18 protein-coding genes and 1 tRNA gene are annotated in these 18,433 nt (G+C 37.3%); 11 read left to right on the top strand and 8 right to left on the bottom strand.

What is annotated here, in order from left to right:
* Positions 1-107: 107 nt before the first annotated feature.
* Entirely contained in the window at positions 108-557 is a 450-nt protein-coding gene (locus CHB71_RS03745) for a hypothetical protein (RefSeq protein WP_144017317.1), read from the top strand.
* Between the two features lie 11 nt (positions 558-568).
* Here CHB71_RS03745 and CHB71_RS03740 read toward each other — a convergent pair whose 3' ends face one another.
* The 6 genes from CHB71_RS03740 to CHB71_RS03715 form a co-directional block, all read right to left on the bottom strand.
* Positions 569-1,870 carry a glycosyltransferase gene (locus CHB71_RS03740; RefSeq protein WP_089355529.1) on the bottom strand — a complete coding sequence of 434 codons (1,302 nt, stop codon included), beginning with the start codon at positions 1,868-1,870 and terminating at the stop codon, positions 569-571.
* A gap of 35 nt (positions 1,871-1,905) precedes the next feature.
* Positions 1,906-2,979 carry a glycosyltransferase family 4 protein gene (locus CHB71_RS03735; protein WP_144017315.1) on the bottom strand — a complete coding sequence of 358 codons (1,074 nt, stop codon included), beginning with the start codon at positions 2,977-2,979 and terminating at the stop codon, positions 1,906-1,908.
* Between the two features lie 104 nt (positions 2,980-3,083).
* The gene (locus CHB71_RS03730; RefSeq protein ID WP_179213291.1) at positions 3,084-4,016 is read right to left on the bottom strand and encodes a glycosyltransferase family 2 protein; all 933 of its coding nucleotides are present in this window, start codon (positions 4,014-4,016) and stop codon (positions 3,084-3,086) included.
* Between the two features lie 20 nt (positions 4,017-4,036).
* Positions 4,037-4,966: a glycosyltransferase family 2 protein gene (locus CHB71_RS03725; RefSeq protein WP_089355526.1), complete on the bottom strand. Its 930-nt coding sequence runs from the start codon at positions 4,964-4,966 to the stop codon at positions 4,037-4,039.
* Positions 4,963-5,874, bottom strand: coding sequence for a glycosyltransferase family 2 protein (locus tag CHB71_RS03720; protein WP_089355525.1), 912 nt, complete (start codon positions 5,872-5,874; stop codon positions 4,963-4,965). Before CHB71_RS03720 ends, CHB71_RS03725 begins: the two co-directional genes overlap by 4 nt.
* On the bottom strand, positions 5,861-7,492 hold the full coding sequence (locus CHB71_RS03715; protein WP_089355524.1) for an ATP-binding cassette domain-containing protein: 1,632 nt from the start codon (positions 7,490-7,492) through the stop codon (positions 5,861-5,863). Before CHB71_RS03715 ends, CHB71_RS03720 begins: the two co-directional genes overlap by 14 nt.
* An 85-nt stretch (positions 7,493-7,577) precedes the next feature.
* Here CHB71_RS03715 and CHB71_RS03710 point away from each other — a divergent pair, with 85 nt between their 5' ends.
* Positions 7,578-8,405, top strand: a complete 828-nt coding sequence (locus CHB71_RS03710) for a glycosyltransferase family 2 protein (RefSeq protein WP_089355523.1) — start codon at positions 7,578-7,580, stop codon at positions 8,403-8,405.
* 11 nt (positions 8,406-8,416) lie between these two features.
* On the opposite strand, the gene CHB71_RS03705 is transcribed toward CHB71_RS03710, so the two are convergent.
* On the bottom strand, positions 8,417-9,355 hold the full coding sequence (locus tag CHB71_RS03705) for a glycosyltransferase family 2 protein (RefSeq protein WP_089355522.1): 939 nt from the start codon (positions 9,353-9,355) through the stop codon (positions 8,417-8,419).
* Between the two features lie 111 nt (positions 9,356-9,466).
* On the opposite strand from CHB71_RS03705, the gene CHB71_RS03700 reads away from it, so the two are divergent.
* The 9 genes from CHB71_RS03700 (at position 9,467) to CHB71_RS03660 (ending at position 17,880) form a co-directional block, all read left to right on the top strand.
* Positions 9,467-10,957 carry a capsule assembly Wzi family protein gene (locus tag CHB71_RS03700; protein WP_089355521.1) on the top strand — a complete coding sequence of 497 codons (1,491 nt, stop codon included), beginning with the start codon at positions 9,467-9,469 and terminating at the stop codon, positions 10,955-10,957.
* A gap of 56 nt (positions 10,958-11,013) precedes the next feature.
* Entirely contained in the window at positions 11,014-11,532 is a 519-nt protein-coding gene (locus tag CHB71_RS03695; protein WP_089355520.1) for a 4'-phosphopantetheinyl transferase family protein, read from the top strand.
* A gap of 29 nt (positions 11,533-11,561) precedes the next feature.
* Positions 11,562-12,596, top strand: a complete 1,035-nt coding sequence (gene mltG / locus CHB71_RS03690; RefSeq protein ID WP_179213290.1) for an endolytic transglycosylase MltG — start codon at positions 11,562-11,564, stop codon at positions 12,594-12,596.
* A complete protein-coding gene (locus CHB71_RS03685; protein ID WP_089355518.1) occupies positions 12,596-13,003 on the top strand; it encodes an acyl-CoA thioesterase in 408 nt (135 codons plus the stop codon). Before mltG ends, CHB71_RS03685 begins: the two co-directional genes overlap by 1 nt.
* Positions 13,004-13,136: 133 nt before the next feature.
* Positions 13,137-13,221, top strand: a tRNA-Ser gene (locus CHB71_RS03680).
* A 369-nt stretch (positions 13,222-13,590) separates the two neighbouring features.
* Positions 13,591-14,073, top strand: coding sequence for a hypothetical protein (locus tag CHB71_RS03675; protein WP_089355517.1), 483 nt, complete (start codon positions 13,591-13,593; stop codon positions 14,071-14,073).
* Between the two features lie 8 nt (positions 14,074-14,081).
* Positions 14,082-14,654, top strand: a complete 573-nt coding sequence (locus CHB71_RS03670) for a hypothetical protein (protein ID WP_089355516.1) — start codon at positions 14,082-14,084, stop codon at positions 14,652-14,654.
* A complete protein-coding gene (locus CHB71_RS03665) occupies positions 14,651-15,487 on the top strand; it encodes a hypothetical protein (protein ID WP_245811210.1) in 837 nt (278 codons plus the stop codon). Before CHB71_RS03670 ends, CHB71_RS03665 begins: the two co-directional genes overlap by 4 nt.
* 2 nt (positions 15,488-15,489) lie before the next feature.
* On the top strand, positions 15,490-17,880 hold the full coding sequence (locus tag CHB71_RS03660) for a leucine-rich repeat domain-containing protein (protein ID WP_221406663.1): 2,391 nt from the start codon (positions 15,490-15,492) through the stop codon (positions 17,878-17,880).
* Here CHB71_RS03660 and CHB71_RS03655 read toward each other — a convergent pair.
* Entirely contained in the window at positions 17,874-18,398 is a 525-nt protein-coding gene (locus tag CHB71_RS03655; protein WP_089355514.1) for a hypothetical protein, read from the bottom strand. The genes CHB71_RS03660 and CHB71_RS03655 overlap by 7 nt on opposite strands.
* Between the last annotated feature and the right edge of the window lie 35 nt (positions 18,399-18,433).

Genomic DNA, 18,433 nt, shown 5'->3' with positions numbered 1-18,433 from the left:
AATAGTACTGATTAATTCCTTTCAGAAACAATTTATAGCTGATAGTGAAGCAGTTGAGTGATTTGGCTAGTTTTGTGCTCAAACTTAATACTCAAGATTTAGACAAAATGAAGCAATTCATCTTAGCCATAATAGTTGTAATAGCTGGCTGCACCACAACCTCATCGAAGGATCAAAATCAGGAAGAAAAAAGTACTCCTAAAGTGCAATCAAAAGGGTATGTTCTTGCAATCTCTGAAATAGATAATAGTGTAAGTGTCTATATGGAGGACTCCCTTATTTTCACAAGCGGAACCATCCATAGCAGTCCGGAAGTAGATTATAAAATCGATCTTACTCCATTTGTTAAAGATGGTACTGAAGAATTAAAAATTGAACTTTATAACGGTGTAGAACCATATGAACCCCAGGCGGATCCATACTGGGAGGTGAGATACGACCTGATTATAGATGGTGAAATTGTTGATTTCGTACATGAGTTTGGGGATGACAATGGAATTGGATTAGTCTACGAAAACACATATATAATTGAGGAATGGACCAAGATCAATAACTGATAAAGGACGACTTAGCTTTTCATTACTTCATTCAAAGTCTCCCGAAATTTTATTGCTTGTTTATCCAGACCATAGGGCTCAATATACGTCTGGTTTTCTATAAGGTCAGACTTTCCCTTTTTAAAATACGCTTCAAACAAGGCTAAAATTTCGTCGGGTTTTTTCGTTTCTACTGACCTCCCCGACTTGGTTTCGTTAATCAGACGATTGAGCTCCTTGTTATTTGAAATAGCTATGATTGGTTTTCGTGCAAATAAGTAATCATAAAATTTGGCGGGAATCATCCATCGTCGATCGTAAGCAGCACTAATCAAAAGTGCATCCCAGGATCGTAAGAGCGTAATTGTTTGGCCCAGGTTAATTTCCTTTTCAACACTTACATATTCTTCGAGCTTATGTTCATTAACCTGGTCCCAAAACTCGGGATAAACATTCCCTCTGACTTCAAACCTCACTTCTGAAGGATCCAAATCATGCTTTTTAATAAGGTCTGCTAATCCTCTGATGATGTCATCAGAAGGTACGAGATCCCTAAAACCTCCATAGTAACCGAAGGTGAAGGCCTTTTTGTCAGGCTTTAATCCAAATTCTCTTAACAAACATTCATTGTACGCATTTCTGATGTACATAAACTTATTTGAAAATGAAGATGGATACCTGCTTTTATATGCTTCATATGCGATTTCTGTGTTCAAAACAACCTTTGAAGCAGAACTAAAAAACCGTTTTTCATACCAGCGAATAATTTTCACTGTGAGTGTTGGTCTCCATTGCATTTTCTTTTCAAAGACTGTCCAGGGATCTCTGAGATCCGCTACCCATGGAACACCGAACTTACGACTTAGCTTGGCTGCCACCAAAAATCCGGACCATGGGTCTGCGTTTACCCATATTACGTCAGGCTTATATTGACGCATCAATTTTTTACCGTTGTATATGGCAGAGTTTACATCCCAAACATATTGATCAAAAGGAGTAAGTGAAATGCTCCTTTTCTTTTTGATAGTTTTCTTCTTTATAATTTGTGGCTCCTCTTCATTTGGCTTCTTTCGATTTTTTCTATTGAATCCTTGAGCCAGAAGCTTAATTAGCGGGCGAAATATTCCCACAAATTCATAATGTGCTTTTACTCCTTCTGGGACGCAATGGCTTAACCGGAAGTCATATTCATCCTTAAAAGGTTTGCTGGCCAGTACAATGACTTCCCAGTCTTCCTGTCCGTGAACTCCCTGCACAAAATTGACTGCTCGCTTTGTTCCAATGGTATTGTGAGGTGGAAAATATGGCGAAATTAAAAGGACTCGTTTTGCCAAAAAATTGAATTTTTTTTCAAAGAAACATAAATATTCTATGGATGCCTGAGTTTTGTTTTAGCAAAATCAATAAAAAATTTCGCCAATTTATCGTAAACAAAGTTTTTGGCTGTTTCTGAAGCATTCGTAGAAACCTTCAAAAGACTTGCGCTAGGCAGTTTAGAGATCTCTGAGAGTTGTTGACTTATTGATTCAGGATCAGGGTCACATAAAAATCCATTCTCTCCATGTTGAATTACTCCGTCTATTCCTTCTCCTCTTGTCCCAATTGGTATACAGCCTCTAGCCATCGCTTCTAAATATACCAACCCAAAGCTTTCATTTGTGCTCATTAAAATCATAAAATCGCTCTGATCAAACAGCTTTTTCAGTACTTCATGATCCACCATTCCTATAAACGACACTTTCGCCTTCAAATTGAGATCGCTTGCAACTAAATGTTCCAAAAATTCTCTTTGCTCTCCATCACCGGCAATAGTGAGTTGGTAATCCAAAGACAATAATTTACTAAAGGCTTTAAGTATCAAATCAATATTCTTTTGCTTGACCAACCTTGCTGGTGCTACCAATTTCATTGGCGATTTGAAACTTCTTTTGGGAGGTTCTGTTAGCCATGAAGGTGAAATAGCTCCAGGTAGCAAAATACCTTTTGAGCTTTCCATTATAGTTCTTTCAAATGCTTTTTGAAGTTTAGTAGATATGTATCCAATCCCATCGGCCTTCATTAAAAACATCTTGTACCTACTGGTCAAACGACCCTTGCTTAAACCAGAGCGGTGAAAGTCTGTATTGTGCAAGTAAGTAAAATATGGAATCCCAAGCGTAGAACTAACATAGTGTGTTATTTCAATTCCAACAGGTAAGGAACCAAGGATAAAATCGAATTTGCCTAACTCTGAAATGATTTTTCTAAACTTTTTAATCTGCAGATTATCTCCCGGCAATCTCAATACGGGCACGTTAAACACGTTAATTCCATCGATTTCAAAGCAGGCCTTTAATTTCTTCTTTCTGAGTTTGTTTGCAGTTAATAGATTATAAGAGTGAGGTCTGATTACTGTAATATCGTGTTCTTCTGCCCAACATTTCGCGTATTGATGGAGTAACATCACCCCTGTTTGATCCTTAGTAACGGGAGATGAAGGATATAATTTAGAAATAATAAGAATTTTCACTGAACTAAGCTAGTCATTTAAACAAAGGTGATTTCAAGCTAATAACCATCAGGTTTTTTATAGCTTTCATATGTTTTGCCAAGCAAAGAATCTATTAGCCCTTTCATCTCTATTGCTTTCCTTTTCCTTTTAATCTGAGTGCGTTTGTCATCTGATAGTGACTTAATCAAATTATTTAGGCCATTTCGAAACAGCATGGATATTGCCTTTTGAATAGCTTTAAGCCTTCCATAAAGGAGTCTATTCTTTGTAAACGTTACATAGCCAACATTATATCGTCTCATCCAAATGAAATCTTCATTTGCTCTTTCCTCAACAATCTCTGAGTAAACAATTGCTTCATTGCACTTAACAATTTTTCCTCCGTATAAAGTCACTGATTCAAAAAAATGAGAGTCTTCTCCTCCTGTATAATTAAATGCCTCATGAAAGCTTAAGTTGTGCTTTTCAACAAATTTGAAATCGATAAGCGTATTGCCAGACCCGCATCTTTCTCTGATATCACCAGTTTTAATGGTACTTGATTTCTCGTCATAGACTCTTTTAATATCATCATCAATTGATACCAATGAATCTGGCCATGAATAGATCATCATTCCAGAAACAACTGTTGCCGAATATTTATTTAAACAATTCCAGAGATTAATTAGCCAACCTGTCTCAGGATAGTCATCATCATCAAACATTGCCAGGTAATCAACACTCATTTTTCTAGCCTCAGCCAATACTCGATTGCGCGCGTTAACAAGTCCTTGATTTACTTCAGCAACATATCTAGTCGGAATCTGAAAATCAGACGTTTCTTCTCTGATGAGTTGTTCAATTTCTTGTGATGCATCATTGTCAACAATCAAGAAATTTACTTCTAATTCTTTGGGAATGGACAGTCTATGGACAGCCCTGATAGCTTGCCTTAACAAGTTTGGTCGTCTAAAGGTGCAAACGGATATAGTAAGAGTTTTAATGCTCATTCCCTTCATTCAAAGCAAAACTAGCCACCATGTGTAATACTATATTCTAAATGAGATTTGCCGATCATTGCATGAAGCATTCCTTTCGCCCTAAGACACTTTATTTTTTCCTTCATCTCTTGCTCTGAGTTAATTCCTGAATCCAATTTGGTCTTTAAAACACAACTACGAATGACTTTTGAAATTATTCGAGCACTTTTAATCCATGCTTTAATTTTTCCAAACCTCTCTACCTTAATTAAATGGCTTGTATAGCCATTTCTATAATAGCGAGAGTATATCCATCCCAAATTTGACCTTGTTTCAGGGATACGCTCTGTCACTATCGCATCCTTGCAAAAAACAAGTTTTGCGCCAACCATTTTAAGCTGAAGGAAAAAATAACTATCAGACCCACCTGTTAGATTAAATCTTTCGTTGAATTTCAAGCCAAACTTCTTTACCAAACTAAGATCTATTAAAACATTATTGGTAAAAGCCTCATTTAATTCATCACCGGTTTGCCTATCAAAACTTCCTGGAAAGAACTTAACAATCAGCTCATCGACTTTTAAATCGTCAAATTTTTGCTTGACATGCCCCTGTACAACATTAGCTTTATACTTGTTAAGGGTTTTGAATAGTTCGCCAAGCCATAGTGGGTCAACAGCTTCATCGTCATCATAAAATGCCAGGTACTCTGCGTTTAAAGCAATTGCCTCCTCTAAGATTTTATTTCGCATAAAGACAATACCTTCCTTAGCTTCCAATAGATAGGTAACAGGGAAAGGTAATACTTCTTTTGTCTTTGCTACCTCGTTTGAGGCGGAACCAGATGGGTCGTTATCACAAACAATCAAATGAAAAGTAGCACTTTCAGGAAGCATCAATTTGCTCAATGATTGGAGAGCTTGACTCAACATTTTTGGACGATTTTTTGTCCCTAACCCTATGGCTATTAATGGTTTCACACGAGATATAATTCGGCTTCTCTGTTACGTTTAAAATCGTTTACCTGATACCAGAGCCTAAAGCACTCTATGTAACATTTTAAAACAAATAAAACTTTAGAGCCGCTACTTAAGTGCTTGGATTGCTTGTTCGAATGCTTTACTGCGTTCCTGAGGGCTGTAAACAATGTTATTGAATTCTCTGATCTAAGCATTTCCCATAAGATATGCCTTCTAAAAAGCCTAAATGGGTCGTCCTTCAAAATATTTGGGCCTGATTTTCTGTCATGATAGACTTTTACAAATGGATGAAGGCCTAGTTTTAACCCGTGATTATTTAATCGATGGATGTAATTATCATCCTCACCATAGTGGTCAAACAAGGGGTTGAACAGACCAACCTGTTGAAGTGTATTTCTTCTCATTAGCCAACAAGCTGCATTTATAAACGGAGACTCATATAGTTTTTCTTTCAAGCTATTAGATTCCAAATCAACCTGATAAGAGGAAGTCCTCGACAAATAGGATGAAAATAAAAAATCTAGGTTTTTTCCTGTCCCATCATAATGCATTGGTGATGCAATTCCATAATCAACTTGGGTTTGCAAGGCATTTACTAACACCTCAACAACATTTTCGTCAACCCATGCGTCCTGGTTTAGCAAAAGAAAATATTCATACCCTCTGCCATACCCCTCCTTAAGTCCTAAATTGTTGGCCTTTCCGAAACCAAGATTAACATCGGATTTGACCAAAAACTCTAATTTATCATAGTTATCAAGATACTCGATAGTGCCGTCTGTAGAACCATTATCCACCACAATCAAGTCAATTTTGATTGAGCTACCAGCAACACTATTTAGACATTTTTCTATCCATTCTATGCCGTTAAATGTTACGACAATCGCACATACTTTAGACGCTGACATTAGAAGTAGTCATGTTTTCAATTTTCCCATTTCTTAGCGTAATTATTCGATCAGCAACCGAATAAAATTTGTCATCATGTGAAATTAGGATAATTGTTTTACCTCTTTTCTTCAAATCGGGAATGATCTCTGTATAGAATTTTTCTTTAAAATAGATATCTTGATTTGCAGCCCACTCATCCAAAAAGTAAATCTCCCGATCCTCTAGAAGCAATCGCAATAAGTTTAATCGTCCTTTTTGTCCATTCGAAAGATTAGAGTTAGTTATTTTAAATCCATCGTCAAGAGATGTTTTGTTACTTAGTCCAAGTAGCTCAATTAACTCTTCAATTTCAGTTTCTTTTTGTTTAGAGGCAACATATCCTAGATCATCAAATAGTGGTGAATCTGTAAAGTAGCAAGAGAAGTGATTTCTATATGATTCAAGGTTGTCCTTACTTAATGACTGATCCTGAAAGGTGATTTCTCCACTTTTTGGAGTGTAGAGTCCAATTATCAATTTAAATAGTGTTGATTTACCACTTCCGTTGCTCCCATTAATAATTACAATTTCGTTTCGAAATATTTCAAAATTCATTGATTCAATTGCAAATGAGTTTTTACCTGAATAAGAGTATGATATATCGTCAACTTTAATTAGTGGGCTCTTGGAATGACCGTCATAATTGACTTTAAGCTCTGATCTAAAAAGAGAATCCTTTAAATCAACATCCAGTGACTCAACCTGTTCAAGTGCATTTTCCACCACCTTAACTTGTTTTGTAAAACCAGCAATTCTATTCAAAGATGGTCTTATGTAAAGAATCAATGCCATATACTCGATAAGCTCTCCTTCCGTGAAAGCAGAATTTGTCATAGCATAAACAATAAGCAACCCCAAACAAATAATCAGGAACGCATTTTGTGATTTCCCCAAAAGTGTTCTTATGAAGAAATTTTTGACACTTAAGTTTACTAGACTCTGGCTTGGAGAATCAACAGAATTGTCTATATAGGATCTGGAGTGTTGCTTATTAACAATCAAGTCTTTAAAACCCTTCTCTAGTCGATCTAACGAAAAATGAAGCTTAAACCTTGTTTCAGAAATAGTTTCTTCGATTTTCTTAAAAAGTGGAAGAGTTGCAACATTTGTGACGGTTATAATTATAAAAATAGGCAGAAAGGCTAATGTTAATACCCAAGACAAAAGAAATAGATAAGTTAAAACAACAACAGATTGGAAGACCGCCACCATTAAATCAGGAATACTCTTTCCAAAGCCTCCGATTGACCCGGTTTCGAAAAGCAAAACAGGGACTAACCTATCTAGTTTTTTTTCAATTAAAGAATAATTGGATTGTAACGCTTTCGTGGCTAATTCTTTTCTGTAATTGGCTACTTTAGCTTCAAAGTATCTGGTAACATACTTGCCAGAAAAAAGGGTAATAATCGAAGAACCTATAATAAGCAACGAAATATATCCAATAAGCACATAAAGGTTGGTATCTTCAATTGTTATAACCTGACCAAGAAGTTTCAGGGAATATAGGTTAGCTGCAGCAGCTGCAGCGCTACTGACAGCAGCAAATACAATGACCTTCCAAGAAGATCTAAAAAAAAAGCCAATTACTCGCCACATAATCCTCAATGATTTTATTCTAACGCATAATTAACAAATCCAATTAACTAGATCACTTTAAATTCACGTTTACAAACTAATTAAAATGAATTTCCTAACAGTTGCTGGTATATTTAAGAATGAGAGCCATGTCATAAAAGAATGGATTCAACATTATCTTAATGAAGGCGCCGATCACTTCCTATTAATCGACAATGGCAGCACAGACGATTATAAGAACCAAATAAAAGAGTTTATCAGCGAAGGGCTAATAACGATCATTTACGATGACTCAAAGTGGGCCCAGGTTGAGTTATACAATAAGTATTTTACTGAATTAAAAAATCAATGTCAATGGGTATTAGTCTGTGATCTTGATGAATTTGTGTATTCAAGAAGGGGGTATGAAACAATAGAAACATTTTTGCACGATTTACCAAGCAAGGTTGGAGCAGTTAGAATACCATGGAAAATGTTTGGGTCTTCGGACTATATAAAACAACCGGATTATATTATTCAGAAATTTATCACAAGAGCTAGCTACAATAATTCAAAAAAACCATGGATGGCTGAAGAAAAAATGGTTCAAAGTAAAGTCATTGTAAAACCACAAAAAGTAATTAAATATTTCGTACATCATTGTGATTTACATAAATGTAAAGTCATTGGAGCTGACAAAAAGAAATTAAAATATAAGAAACTCCATCAAGCCAATCCATTTCAACCAGTCAATGAAAAAATACTGGAAAATTCGTATCTACATTTAAATCACTACCCATTACAATCTAAAGAGTGGTTTCTCAATGTCAAATGCCAAAGAGGAGCTGCAGATACTGAAAAGCATGAAAATGTTAGAAATCTAAATTACTTTGAAGAGTACAATATTGCATGTTCAGATATCATCGATAAAGAGCTTGCACACAAGAAATATTAAAATCCAGATGTTCATTTTTCTCTAAATAATCGCTTCCACCATGGAATCGAATCTAAATATTGAAAATAATCTTCGTTAATATATTTAGCAAGGACCTTTCTACCATATGACGTGGTATATGTTTTAATAAAGTTACTCAAAAGAGTCTCAGTAAAGTTTTTCCCAACAATTTTCCTGAATTTTTCATAGTGTTTATCGCTGTTAAGTTTCGATGCAAAATGAATCCTATCTAAATGAGACGGATTCATCTCCTGTACTACTCGATTCCTAGCACCCTCAGAATGACCATGAACTCTAAAAGTGTGAAGTCTCTCAGGTATAAATCCAATTTGGATATTAAGTGCGAGCCTGATCCAAAATTCAAAATCAACTATCTGACGAAGTGATTCATCATACTTCCCGTAATCTGAAAAGACCTCCTCCCTCACCAAACCAAGAATTGGTTCTCCCATAAAATTCATTTCAATTCCTAAATCCTTAAGAATATTTGAAATAAATGTTGGTTTAATAATAGCATTGTCTCTAAAATAGTCTGATAATCGAGGTAAACGGTCAAAAAAAGTGTTATTGATCCCATCTTCAAAGATGTATTCACGATCAGTAATTACAACATGAAGATTTGAGTTTTTTGCCATTAAAACCATTTTTTCGATTGTATCATTCATCATCAGATCATCCTGAAAATGAAATTTTACGTACTCCCCTTTTGCCTCCTTTATGCATCTATTCCAGTTACCTACCAGACCTAGATTTTGTTGGTTATGGACAATCCGTATCCTTCCATCTTTTAGTTGGTATTCCTGGGCTATAGCCATACTGTCGTCCAATGAACAATCATCTACAATTAGGATTTCTAAATCCTTGTATGTTTGATTCACTATACAATCAAGGCTTTCTCGGAGATACTTTTCTCCATTATACAGGGGCACACAAACACTAACTAGACTCATTTTTTTAATTCAGTCGATGATAGAGGTATTAACTTTGTGCAAAGTTATCTTTCTCAGCATTTTCATAAGACTATTTTACTAAATAGTCATAAACGGACATATTACAATTAAATGAATCATCTGCTAATAGTAATTTTTTGTTTGACTTCCTTGCTTGGATTTTCTCAAATCAAAGTACCTGGAGACTTTCACAATCCAATTGATAAAATTAATGACACCACTACGCTCGCGATGTACTCTTCTACTACAAGTGTAGATGATGGCCTTAGGTTTAATAATGTAATGTTTAAAACCTCTCATAACAACAAGTATGCAAGAGGATACAATGACGGTCCAGTTTGGAAGGGGGAAGGGTTAACATTGGAGCTTCACGGGGGATTTTCAGGTAAAAGTGGTAATCTCACATACACACTTAATCCAGCAATATTCCTTTCCGAAAATTCCGGTTTCCCCACTCCTAATCTACCCTCTTCAGTGAATATATTCGGATATCAATATTCAACTCAGATCGATTGGGTAATGAGGTATGGTAATAAACCATTTCATAAATTTCATCTTGGACAAAGTGAGGTGAGATTGAATTTTGGAAAATTTTTCACCTCGATTGGGACACAAAACTATTCGGTGGGACCATCAACATTCAACCCTATCTTGATGAGCAGACAAGGAGCTGGTTTTCCTCATTTAATACTTGGTGTTAAACCAACCTATTTATCAGCGAAGAAAAATATTGGCAAATTGGAAGCTAACTTAATGTATGGGTTGCTTAAAGAATCGGACTACTATGATGACAACTCTTCGAATGATAATAGATACTTCAATGCGATGTTTATTGCTTTCTCTCCATCCTTCCTTCCCGAGCTTACTATAGGGTTTAACAAGGTTTTATATAAGCAAACAAGATTTTTCCAAAATCAAGACCTATTATCTATGCTTTTTATCATTGATAATGGCGTAATAAACGGAGATACTCTATCCCAAAATGACACCTTTGATCAAATGGCTTCATTTACAGTCGATTGGAATTTTCAAGAAGTCGGGTTTAGGGTTTACTTGGAATTCGCTAAAAACGATTTTACCTCTGATGGTGGAGGCATAAGACCTACTGCTGTTGAACCAGAGCATTCAAGAGGTTATACCATTGGATTTGAAAAAATTCTTTTAAAAACTAAAGAGAAAAAATTATTAATTAACTACGAGCACACCAACTTGTCTTATGGGCATAAACCCTGGAGAGGAGTAGCGCCATTTTACGCCCATTCAGTAAATAGGCAAGGATATACACATGATGGCCAGCTAATTGGTGCAGGGATAGGGCCAGGTGGTAACAGCGATCACTTCAATGTCCTGTACAAAAAGGAATATATTTCTTCATTTTTACTGATTCAAAGGATTGAACGAGATAGAGATTATTTTGTGAATCAAATTAGAAATTCAAACCTTCACGATATCGAATATAGCATTACTGCAGGCGTTCAAAAACAATATGAAAAATATGACCTGTTTATTGAAGGTTCACTCAATTATAATTACAGTCGCTATTACCTACTCCGGGATCGGAGCAATAGATCATTCGGGTTTGGCGGGCGTTTAAAACTTTAATTTGATAATGGGTAATACCAACAAATCATTATAAGTTTAGGATATAATTTAAGCAATTGACAATCGGAATAGACATAGTGGATCTCGGCGACCCCCTCTTACAAGAGCGGACAGAACGAACGCTGAACATGATAAAAAGTGATGGCGATGAAATTATTGATCATCCACTTTTATTTTGGCTCCTTTGGTCTGCTAAGGAGGCAGTGTTTAAGTGTAAGCGCGAACCATTGAACTTTGCTCCCTCTAACATCTTAATCAAAATCAATCAGGAAAATGAATCGATTTCATTTGAATCCGACGGAATAAGAGGACGTTTCGAAATCACCGATAATTATATTATAGCTCTTTGTGGTAATCTGGATGAAATCGATCATCATGTTTTTGTTAAAACTAAAGATGACTGGAGCGAAGGCATTAGATTCATGATCATCGAATTTTTCCGTGAAAACGGAATGGATTATCACATTGGATCTGATGAATTAAATCTCCCAATCATTGAACCGGATAAGAAAGAAATATCCATTTCACATCATGGACGTTATGGAGCAGTAGCATACCCAAAAAGTCTGCTCTAGTCCAAACCTCTCATACTATTTTTGCACCCATGCGTAAAAAATACTTCATCGCGGTTTTCCTGGTAGTTTTCACAATGATGCTATCATCCTTCGCCTTTTATACCTATCAGATTCTATATACTCCAAATGTACTGATTGAAAAAGAGGACCAGTATTTCGCCATTCCAAAGGGCACTACCTTTAAGCAACTACAGAATAAGCTTGCTGAAGAACGAATAGTGAATGATTTGGTATCATTTAGCTTTTTAGCTAAACTCAAGGATCTGGATACTCAGGTAAAAAACGGAATGTACCTGCTAAAAGGTGATATGACCAATGTAGAATTGATAAACCTATTAAGGTCTGGGGCACAAACACCAATTCAGCTTACCTTTTCCAACGCCAGACTATTAAGACAGCTTCCTAAAATCCTGACTCAAAATGTCGAAATTGATTCGGCGGATCTTGCTCCCCTACTTTTAGCCGATACTACTGCGGAATACTATGGGTTCACTGATCAGACTTTCATCAGCATGTTCATTCCGAATACATATGAAGTATACTGGACGGTGACACCAAAAGGATTATTGGATCGAATGAAAGAAGAATACAATCGATTCTGGACCGAAGAAAGGCAACAAAAGGCGTCCAACCTGGGTATGACGCAAGTTGAAGTTTCAACATTGGCATCTATCGTGCAGGGTGAAACAAATAAAATGGATGAAGCTGCTACAATCGCAGGTGTTTATATCAATAGGCTTAAGCGAGGCATACCGCTACAAGCAGATCCTACACTTGTATTTGCGATTGGCGACTTTAGTATCCGAAGGATTTTGAATAAAGACAAGGAATTTGATTCACCATACAATACCTACAAGAACAGAGGACTGCCGCCTGGCCCTATTAATCTTCCGAGTATTCCTGCCCTAAATGCAGTTCTCAACTACGAAGACCATAATTACCTATATTTCTGTGCTAAAGCTGACTTTTCGGGCTATCATGTGTTTGCTAAAACACTAAGTGAACACAATGTGAATGCAAGAAAATTTCAGCGAGCTTTAAATCAGGAAAGAATCTATCGCTAATGTACACGCACGAAATACAGTTAAGGGTTCGCTATGCTGACACAGACAAAATGGGATTTGCCTATTATGGCAACTATCCCCGCTATTATGAAATAGCACGTGTGGAGTCCTTTCGGGCGTTAGGCTTCCCATATAAAGAGATGGAAGAATCGGGAGTAGGTATGCCTGTACTTGATATGGCAATCAAATATCATGGACCTGCAAAATATGATGACCTGCTTACCATCAAGTTGATCATACCGGAGATGCCAAGAGCAAGAATGCGGTTTATGTATGAAATCAGCAATGAAGCAGGTAAGCTCATCAACACAGGAGAAACCACACTAGCCTTCATGAATATGCGGACTGGAAGACCAGTAAAAATGCCTGAACGGATGAAAGATTCAATTTCTCCATTTTTCAATTGATAAGAGTTTGTCTGTTTCCTGAAAACGGCTACTTTTGCGTTCCAATTTTCACGGATTATAGCCGTCGAATTTAAAAGGAGTAGAAAGCTACTCGAAAGATATTGCAGACTTGCCTGCCGGCAGGCAGGGACCCAGAGGCGTGGCAGAGTGGTCGAATGCGGCGGTCTTGAAAACCGTTGTACCGCGAGGTACCGGGGGTTCGAATCCCTCCGCCTCTGCAACCAAAGCCCTGATGGAAACATCAGGGTTTTTTTGTTTTAAACCAATTGAGCTTGTTCGAATGGGTGAAAAAACAAAAAAAATAAACTTCGAATGAATATGAGAAGGGCTTTGGTTGACACACCCCCAAATGGGATCACGCCAGTAATCCAAAAGTGCTGGCCTTTTTCATTTTATAAAGGTTACGGATCGAAATGACATCCATTTTCCCATTCCTGCCACTCCATTCTCAAAATGAGAATTTAAATCTTCGCTAACTTTCTTTTTTGGGGGTGCCATATCATTTGGAACACTATTTGAGTTAAAAGGGTAGTTCTCATAAAGAGCGCACTAAAACAAATTGAAAATATTATAATCTCTTATCAAAAATGACAAAGAATAACATATCCCCATTATCTCTGGTGATCCTGCTTGCACTTGCACTCGGATTTTCTGCATGTAAGAAAAACAAGAAGCTGGCAGACATCAGTGATCAAAATGCAGTAAAAGAACAAATGGAAAAAGAGGAGATGGAAGAAGAGCCTCAGGTAGTAGAGCCGAAAGTAAAACCTCCGGTGAAGGAAGCTACCAAAGAGGATAAGCTTACCAACTATTTCGGAGCAATCGCAAACGCTTCGTCCACAAATTCTGCAAACGCCAGCATTCAGGAGGCACTGACAATGTTTAGCAACTCTGAAGCTCCTGTATTGATCGTGATCTATAAAGATGGCAGTAATCCAAGCTACGATGAGCCGACTACCATAGGTAAGTACCTGAACTACCTGAAAGACACCAAAAACAATAAAGCCAAAATTGAAGAGGTCGTTTATGACTCCAATGGCAAAATCAAAGAATTAGTACTTAGAAAATAATCACAGACATGAAAAACTTAAAATATACCATACTCTCATTATTATTACTGACGGCAATTGGATCTTACGCACAAAACAATGTTGATCCGGGTCGTAAGCAAGCCATCGATTCCCTTGCGCTGGAAAAGGTGAAAGACTTGAGTAAGTACATAAGCATCATAGGTAATAAGGAAACCCAGTTTTCCGAATCTCAGCGTGTTATGGACCGTGCAGAAGAGCTTTTCTCACCTGGTAGTGAAATGGGCGTTTCCTCTCTCAACAGAGAAGAAATCAGCTACTATAAGGTTCGGGAATACTTTGAGCGCCTAATGGCATTGAACTATGATAAAGTAACCATTAAATGGTACGACATTCACTATGTGAGTGATTTGGAGCAGCAACCTGATGGCACTTATGTCGGTGTAATTACCATCTATCAGCGTTTCGAAGGATCATCAAATGATGGAATGACCTATAAGGATACGACTAAAAAGGACATCACTATTTATGTGAAGAAGAAGGAAACACAAATCGCCGGACGTATCATTGAATTTTGGGACGTACTTTTAGGTGACATTCGAGTAACAGAGACATCTGCATGAGAATCATTCAAAGTCTCACATTTTTAATAATACTTTTTCATTCATCAGTGGGTCAGAGTGGCCTCACTTATGAAATGAAAGAAACGGAGAATCAACTCTACGCCAGTAATAAACAGATCAATCAATTCTTCAGAAGGTTTAATGGAGAAGAGGACGATGATGGCAACCGTTACTACACTTCCGATAAGAAGTACAGGGATGCCTCATTGAGGAAAAAATACATCCCAGGACTTTTCGATAGAGAGACCAGCCAAATTGACCCTAATTATGCGCGAGATTTTGTCCGACAGATTACCGACAAGCGATCCCCAGCCTTTCTAAATTTCCATGAAGATGATTGGTTTGCAGAAGTGACAACCGAATTCACTTTCAAAGGAAGAAGGATATCTGGTCTGCTATATATGCGTTTGCAGCAACAGGGCCAGGGGTATGAATGGATCATTGAGGATGTCGCCTTTGATCAGTTTCAAAAGCTGTTTGATAAAGACACATCATCGACCAAGAAATTCATGCACCCTTTGAGCCATGAGCTGGATTTTATGACGTTGAGAAAAGCGTTTCACGGAAACAATCATAACGAGCAATTCACAGCAAAAAATTATACACCTGATTTTCTTACGATTTTCCTCTATGAAATGAATCAGGGAAACATGAAGTTTGAAACTGTAAAAAATGTGAAGTTTCATTTCTTTTCTATCGACGGGTGGTACTTTTCGTTAGCCAACTTCAACCGGCCGGGCTACAACACAGGTTGGTTGATTTCCAGCCTTGTTCCGCTGAATGGGGCCGACCAAAAAAAACAATTGAAGGATTACATCTACAATAAAAATTGAAATTGATCAGATACGCCAGCATCATACTACTTGCCCTGATAACTCTAACGTCAAAGGGACAATCCACTTCTGATTCCACGCGAGTTGAAGAGGTCAGAAGCCTCTTGAATTTTTACGAATACATGCTCAACACCATCGGGTCGGAGAAAACATCTACCCGAGACAAGGAAGTCATCATCAATGAAAGCTACCTAAAGGTTTTTAGAGATGATTTAGTACAAATTGAGGACGATTTGCTGGATGATCGCAAAGTCATTACCAATAAAGATGTTTCAGCCTACCTGAGAGATGTGGATTTTTTTTTCAAAACCATTCTATTTGATTTTGATGTAACTGAAATAAAAAAACAGGAACGGGAGGATGGCAGCAGCTATTTTCTCGTCTCATTTGAAAGCAGCATTGAAGGCATCACACTAGATGGTCAAAAATATAAGTTAACGCAACCGCGCTTTCTTGAAGTGAATGTCAATCCTGAGGCTGAAGACCTGAAAATTGCCAGTATTTATAGCACCAAAATCAGCCGTGAAAAAGAACTCCGAAACTGGTGGGAGAACCTATCCTTTGGCTGGAAAAATGTATTCAAAAACTATGTGTCTTTTGACAGCATTTCTGCAGATGTTTTAATGGAAATTGCCTCAATTGACAGTTTAAATCTTGATGGAAATTCATTCATTCAGGACATTGAACCCTTGGTAGCACTAAAAGAACTGCGCATCCTCGATATTTCAAACACCCGGATTGAGGACCTTGAGCCACTACGCTATTCCATGAAGCTAAAGAAATTGAAAGCTCACAATTCAGGTATTCAAGCTGTCGAGTTTCTAGCGTACTTTGAAGAGCTTGAATATCTAGACCTTTCCAGAACGGGTGTTTTTAAGATTGAATCGATTGGTGAATTGGAAAACTTACGCTGGTTAAACCTTTCTATCACCTATGCGATCAATTTTGATGCGTTAAAGCATTTAAAGAATCTTCAGTATGTAAATCTTACAGATACTGAATTCAGTAATCTCGAGGCACTTTCAGCAAGTAAGAATCTGAAGCAGATTTTTGCTGCACAGACTAAGGTTGGTTCAATAGCACCAATTAAAGACCTTAAGCAACTGCTTGAGCTGGATGTTTCTGAGACGCAAATTCAATCACTTACAGGCGTTGAGAATCACCCTTCGTTAAGAAAAATTTCGTTTAACAGAACCGCGGTAAATGATTTAACTCCTTTACAGGAAGTACCTAACCTAAAGAAGGTGTATGCTGACTACTCCCAAGTCTCAGAAGTTGATGCTGCAAACTTTATTGCAAGCAGGCCCGGAGTTCTGTTAGTTACCAATAGTGAGAAGGTACAGCAATGGTGGAGTGACTTACCTGCAAACTGGAAACATGTTTTTGGGACAATTATTGGCAATCAATTACCTGGAAAGGAAGATCTGGTCAAATTGATCAATGTTGATTCCTTAGACCTAAGCGATCAGAATCTTTATGAAGTAGCTCCGCTTAAAAAATTCAAGCGTTTGAAATATTTAGATGTCAGTCAAAATTTGTTTACCTCGTTTGAATTCACACAAGAGATGTCAGATCTCGCATTTCTTAATGGATCAAATCTTCCGATAAAAAGCACAATCGGATTGGAGAACAATGCCAAGCTGCAGTATCTGATATTAAAGGGAAGTTTACTCAATGACCTGACTTCCCTCAAAAGTCTCAAAAACCTGGAGCTGCTGGATATAGATGATACAGAGGTTGATGAAAAGCCTATCGTTTCCTTGCTAAACGCAACAGAAAATCTGGTTGTTATTTACCAATCGGTAAATCTTGCAACATGGTACGCTGATTTAAGAGATCCCTGGAAAAAAGAACTAGCTATCGAAAAAGAAGATTCCTATCACCTGCATCAACTGATCGAGCAAGAAGAAATTATTCTGGAAAATGCCCCTATAGCATCATTAGCTCCATTGAATGAATTTATTAACCTAAAAAAAGTAGTCCTCAACAATGTGCGTGTCACTGACTTGAAGGAGTTATACAATCACAAAAGTCTCACATCAATCACTTGCTCCAACGGTCCACTTCAATCGCTGGAAGGCATTTCAGCTTTAACCAACCTCGAAGAATTCAATATCCAGAATACCGGCATTGATGACCTGAAAGAATTGGATGGGATGCGATCCATTAAGCACCTGAACTGTGCCGGAACCAGCATTAAAAATCTAAAAGGGGTTTCGGAGCTTTATAATCTTGAAACTATAGATGTGAGTAATACACGTGTCTGGAAACTTCAACGTCTTTATGGTATGCAAAATCTAAAAAAACTGGTTTGCTTCAATACCCGACTAAGGCAGCACACCATTGATGACTTTCAGACGGTTTTCCCAGATTGTGAAATCAATTTCTATTGATGCAGCGCCAGTCGCTCTTTCATCAAACTGATTTGACCTGATGAGCATAAGCCAGTTTGAGACAGGAAATGAATAATGTATTTGCTATACGAAGGCTCCAATTGTATCTGGTGTATGTTTGATAAATTTTCAGTTATTACCGCTGCATCCTCTTCCAAGTGTTCACTCATCCCAAGAAAGGAAGGAAGGTTATACTCAATAGCTAATCTTAAAAAGCGGATTTCGATGTTTTCAGGATCTTCAGCAACCACGACTGACATTTCCTTATCATACTTAATAACCTGTGCTAGCTTATTAAATGGGTTCCAAACCACCTGCGCAAGCAACGCTTCGGAAACAGCCTGGTAGGCTTTTTCTGTAGCTGTAGGACGATCTACCTGCTTCAGGTATTGATGGAAGTTCCTTGAATTTTTGGGGTTCAATACGACCTCATGAAACGCGGAACGTATTTCAGGCAATGTTTGACTAAAAGCCAAGTTAGAAGCCAGTATTGCAAAACTTAAAATTATTGTTTTCACAGTCTATAAAACTCACCGGAAAGCAAACTGTTTTA

Source organism: Ekhidna lutea (assembly GCF_900188325.1).
Taxonomy (GTDB): domain Bacteria; phylum Bacteroidota; class Bacteroidia; order Cytophagales; family Cyclobacteriaceae; genus Ekhidna; species Ekhidna lutea.
Note: the sequence above shows the minus strand (reverse complement) of the source record. Positions and strands in the feature narration are given on the sequence as shown.

Coding starts and splice junctions, on each gene's coding strand:
- CHB71_RS03745 (WP_144017317.1), top strand. CDS start 108: ATGAAGCAATTCATCTTAGCCATAATAGTTGTAATAGCTGGCTGCACC.
- CHB71_RS03735 (WP_144017315.1), bottom strand. CDS start 2,979: ATGTTACTCCATCAATACGCGAAATGTTGGGCAGAAGAACACGATATT.
- CHB71_RS03730 (WP_179213291.1), bottom strand. CDS start 4,016: ATGAGCATTAAAACTCTTACTATATCCGTTTGCACCTTTAGACGACCA.
- CHB71_RS03720 (WP_089355525.1), bottom strand. CDS start 5,874: ATGTCAGCGTCTAAAGTATGTGCGATTGTCGTAACATTTAACGGCATA.
- CHB71_RS03715 (WP_089355524.1), bottom strand. CDS start 7,492: ATGTGGCGAGTAATTGGCTTTTTTTTTAGATCTTCTTGGAAGGTCATT.
- CHB71_RS03710 (WP_089355523.1), top strand. CDS start 7,578: ATGAATTTCCTAACAGTTGCTGGTATATTTAAGAATGAGAGCCATGTC.
- CHB71_RS03705 (WP_089355522.1), bottom strand. CDS start 9,355: ATGAGTCTAGTTAGTGTTTGTGTGCCCCTGTATAATGGAGAAAAGTAT.
- CHB71_RS03700 (WP_089355521.1), top strand. CDS start 9,467: ATGAATCATCTGCTAATAGTAATTTTTTGTTTGACTTCCTTGCTTGGA.
- mltG (WP_179213290.1), top strand. CDS start 11,562: ATGCGTAAAAAATACTTCATCGCGGTTTTCCTGGTAGTTTTCACAATG.
- CHB71_RS03685 (WP_089355518.1), top strand. CDS start 12,596: ATGTACACGCACGAAATACAGTTAAGGGTTCGCTATGCTGACACAGAC.
- CHB71_RS03675 (WP_089355517.1), top strand. CDS start 13,591: ATGACAAAGAATAACATATCCCCATTATCTCTGGTGATCCTGCTTGCA.
- CHB71_RS03670 (WP_089355516.1), top strand. CDS start 14,082: ATGAAAAACTTAAAATATACCATACTCTCATTATTATTACTGACGGCA.
- CHB71_RS03665 (WP_245811210.1), top strand. CDS start 14,651: ATGAGAATCATTCAAAGTCTCACATTTTTAATAATACTTTTTCATTCA.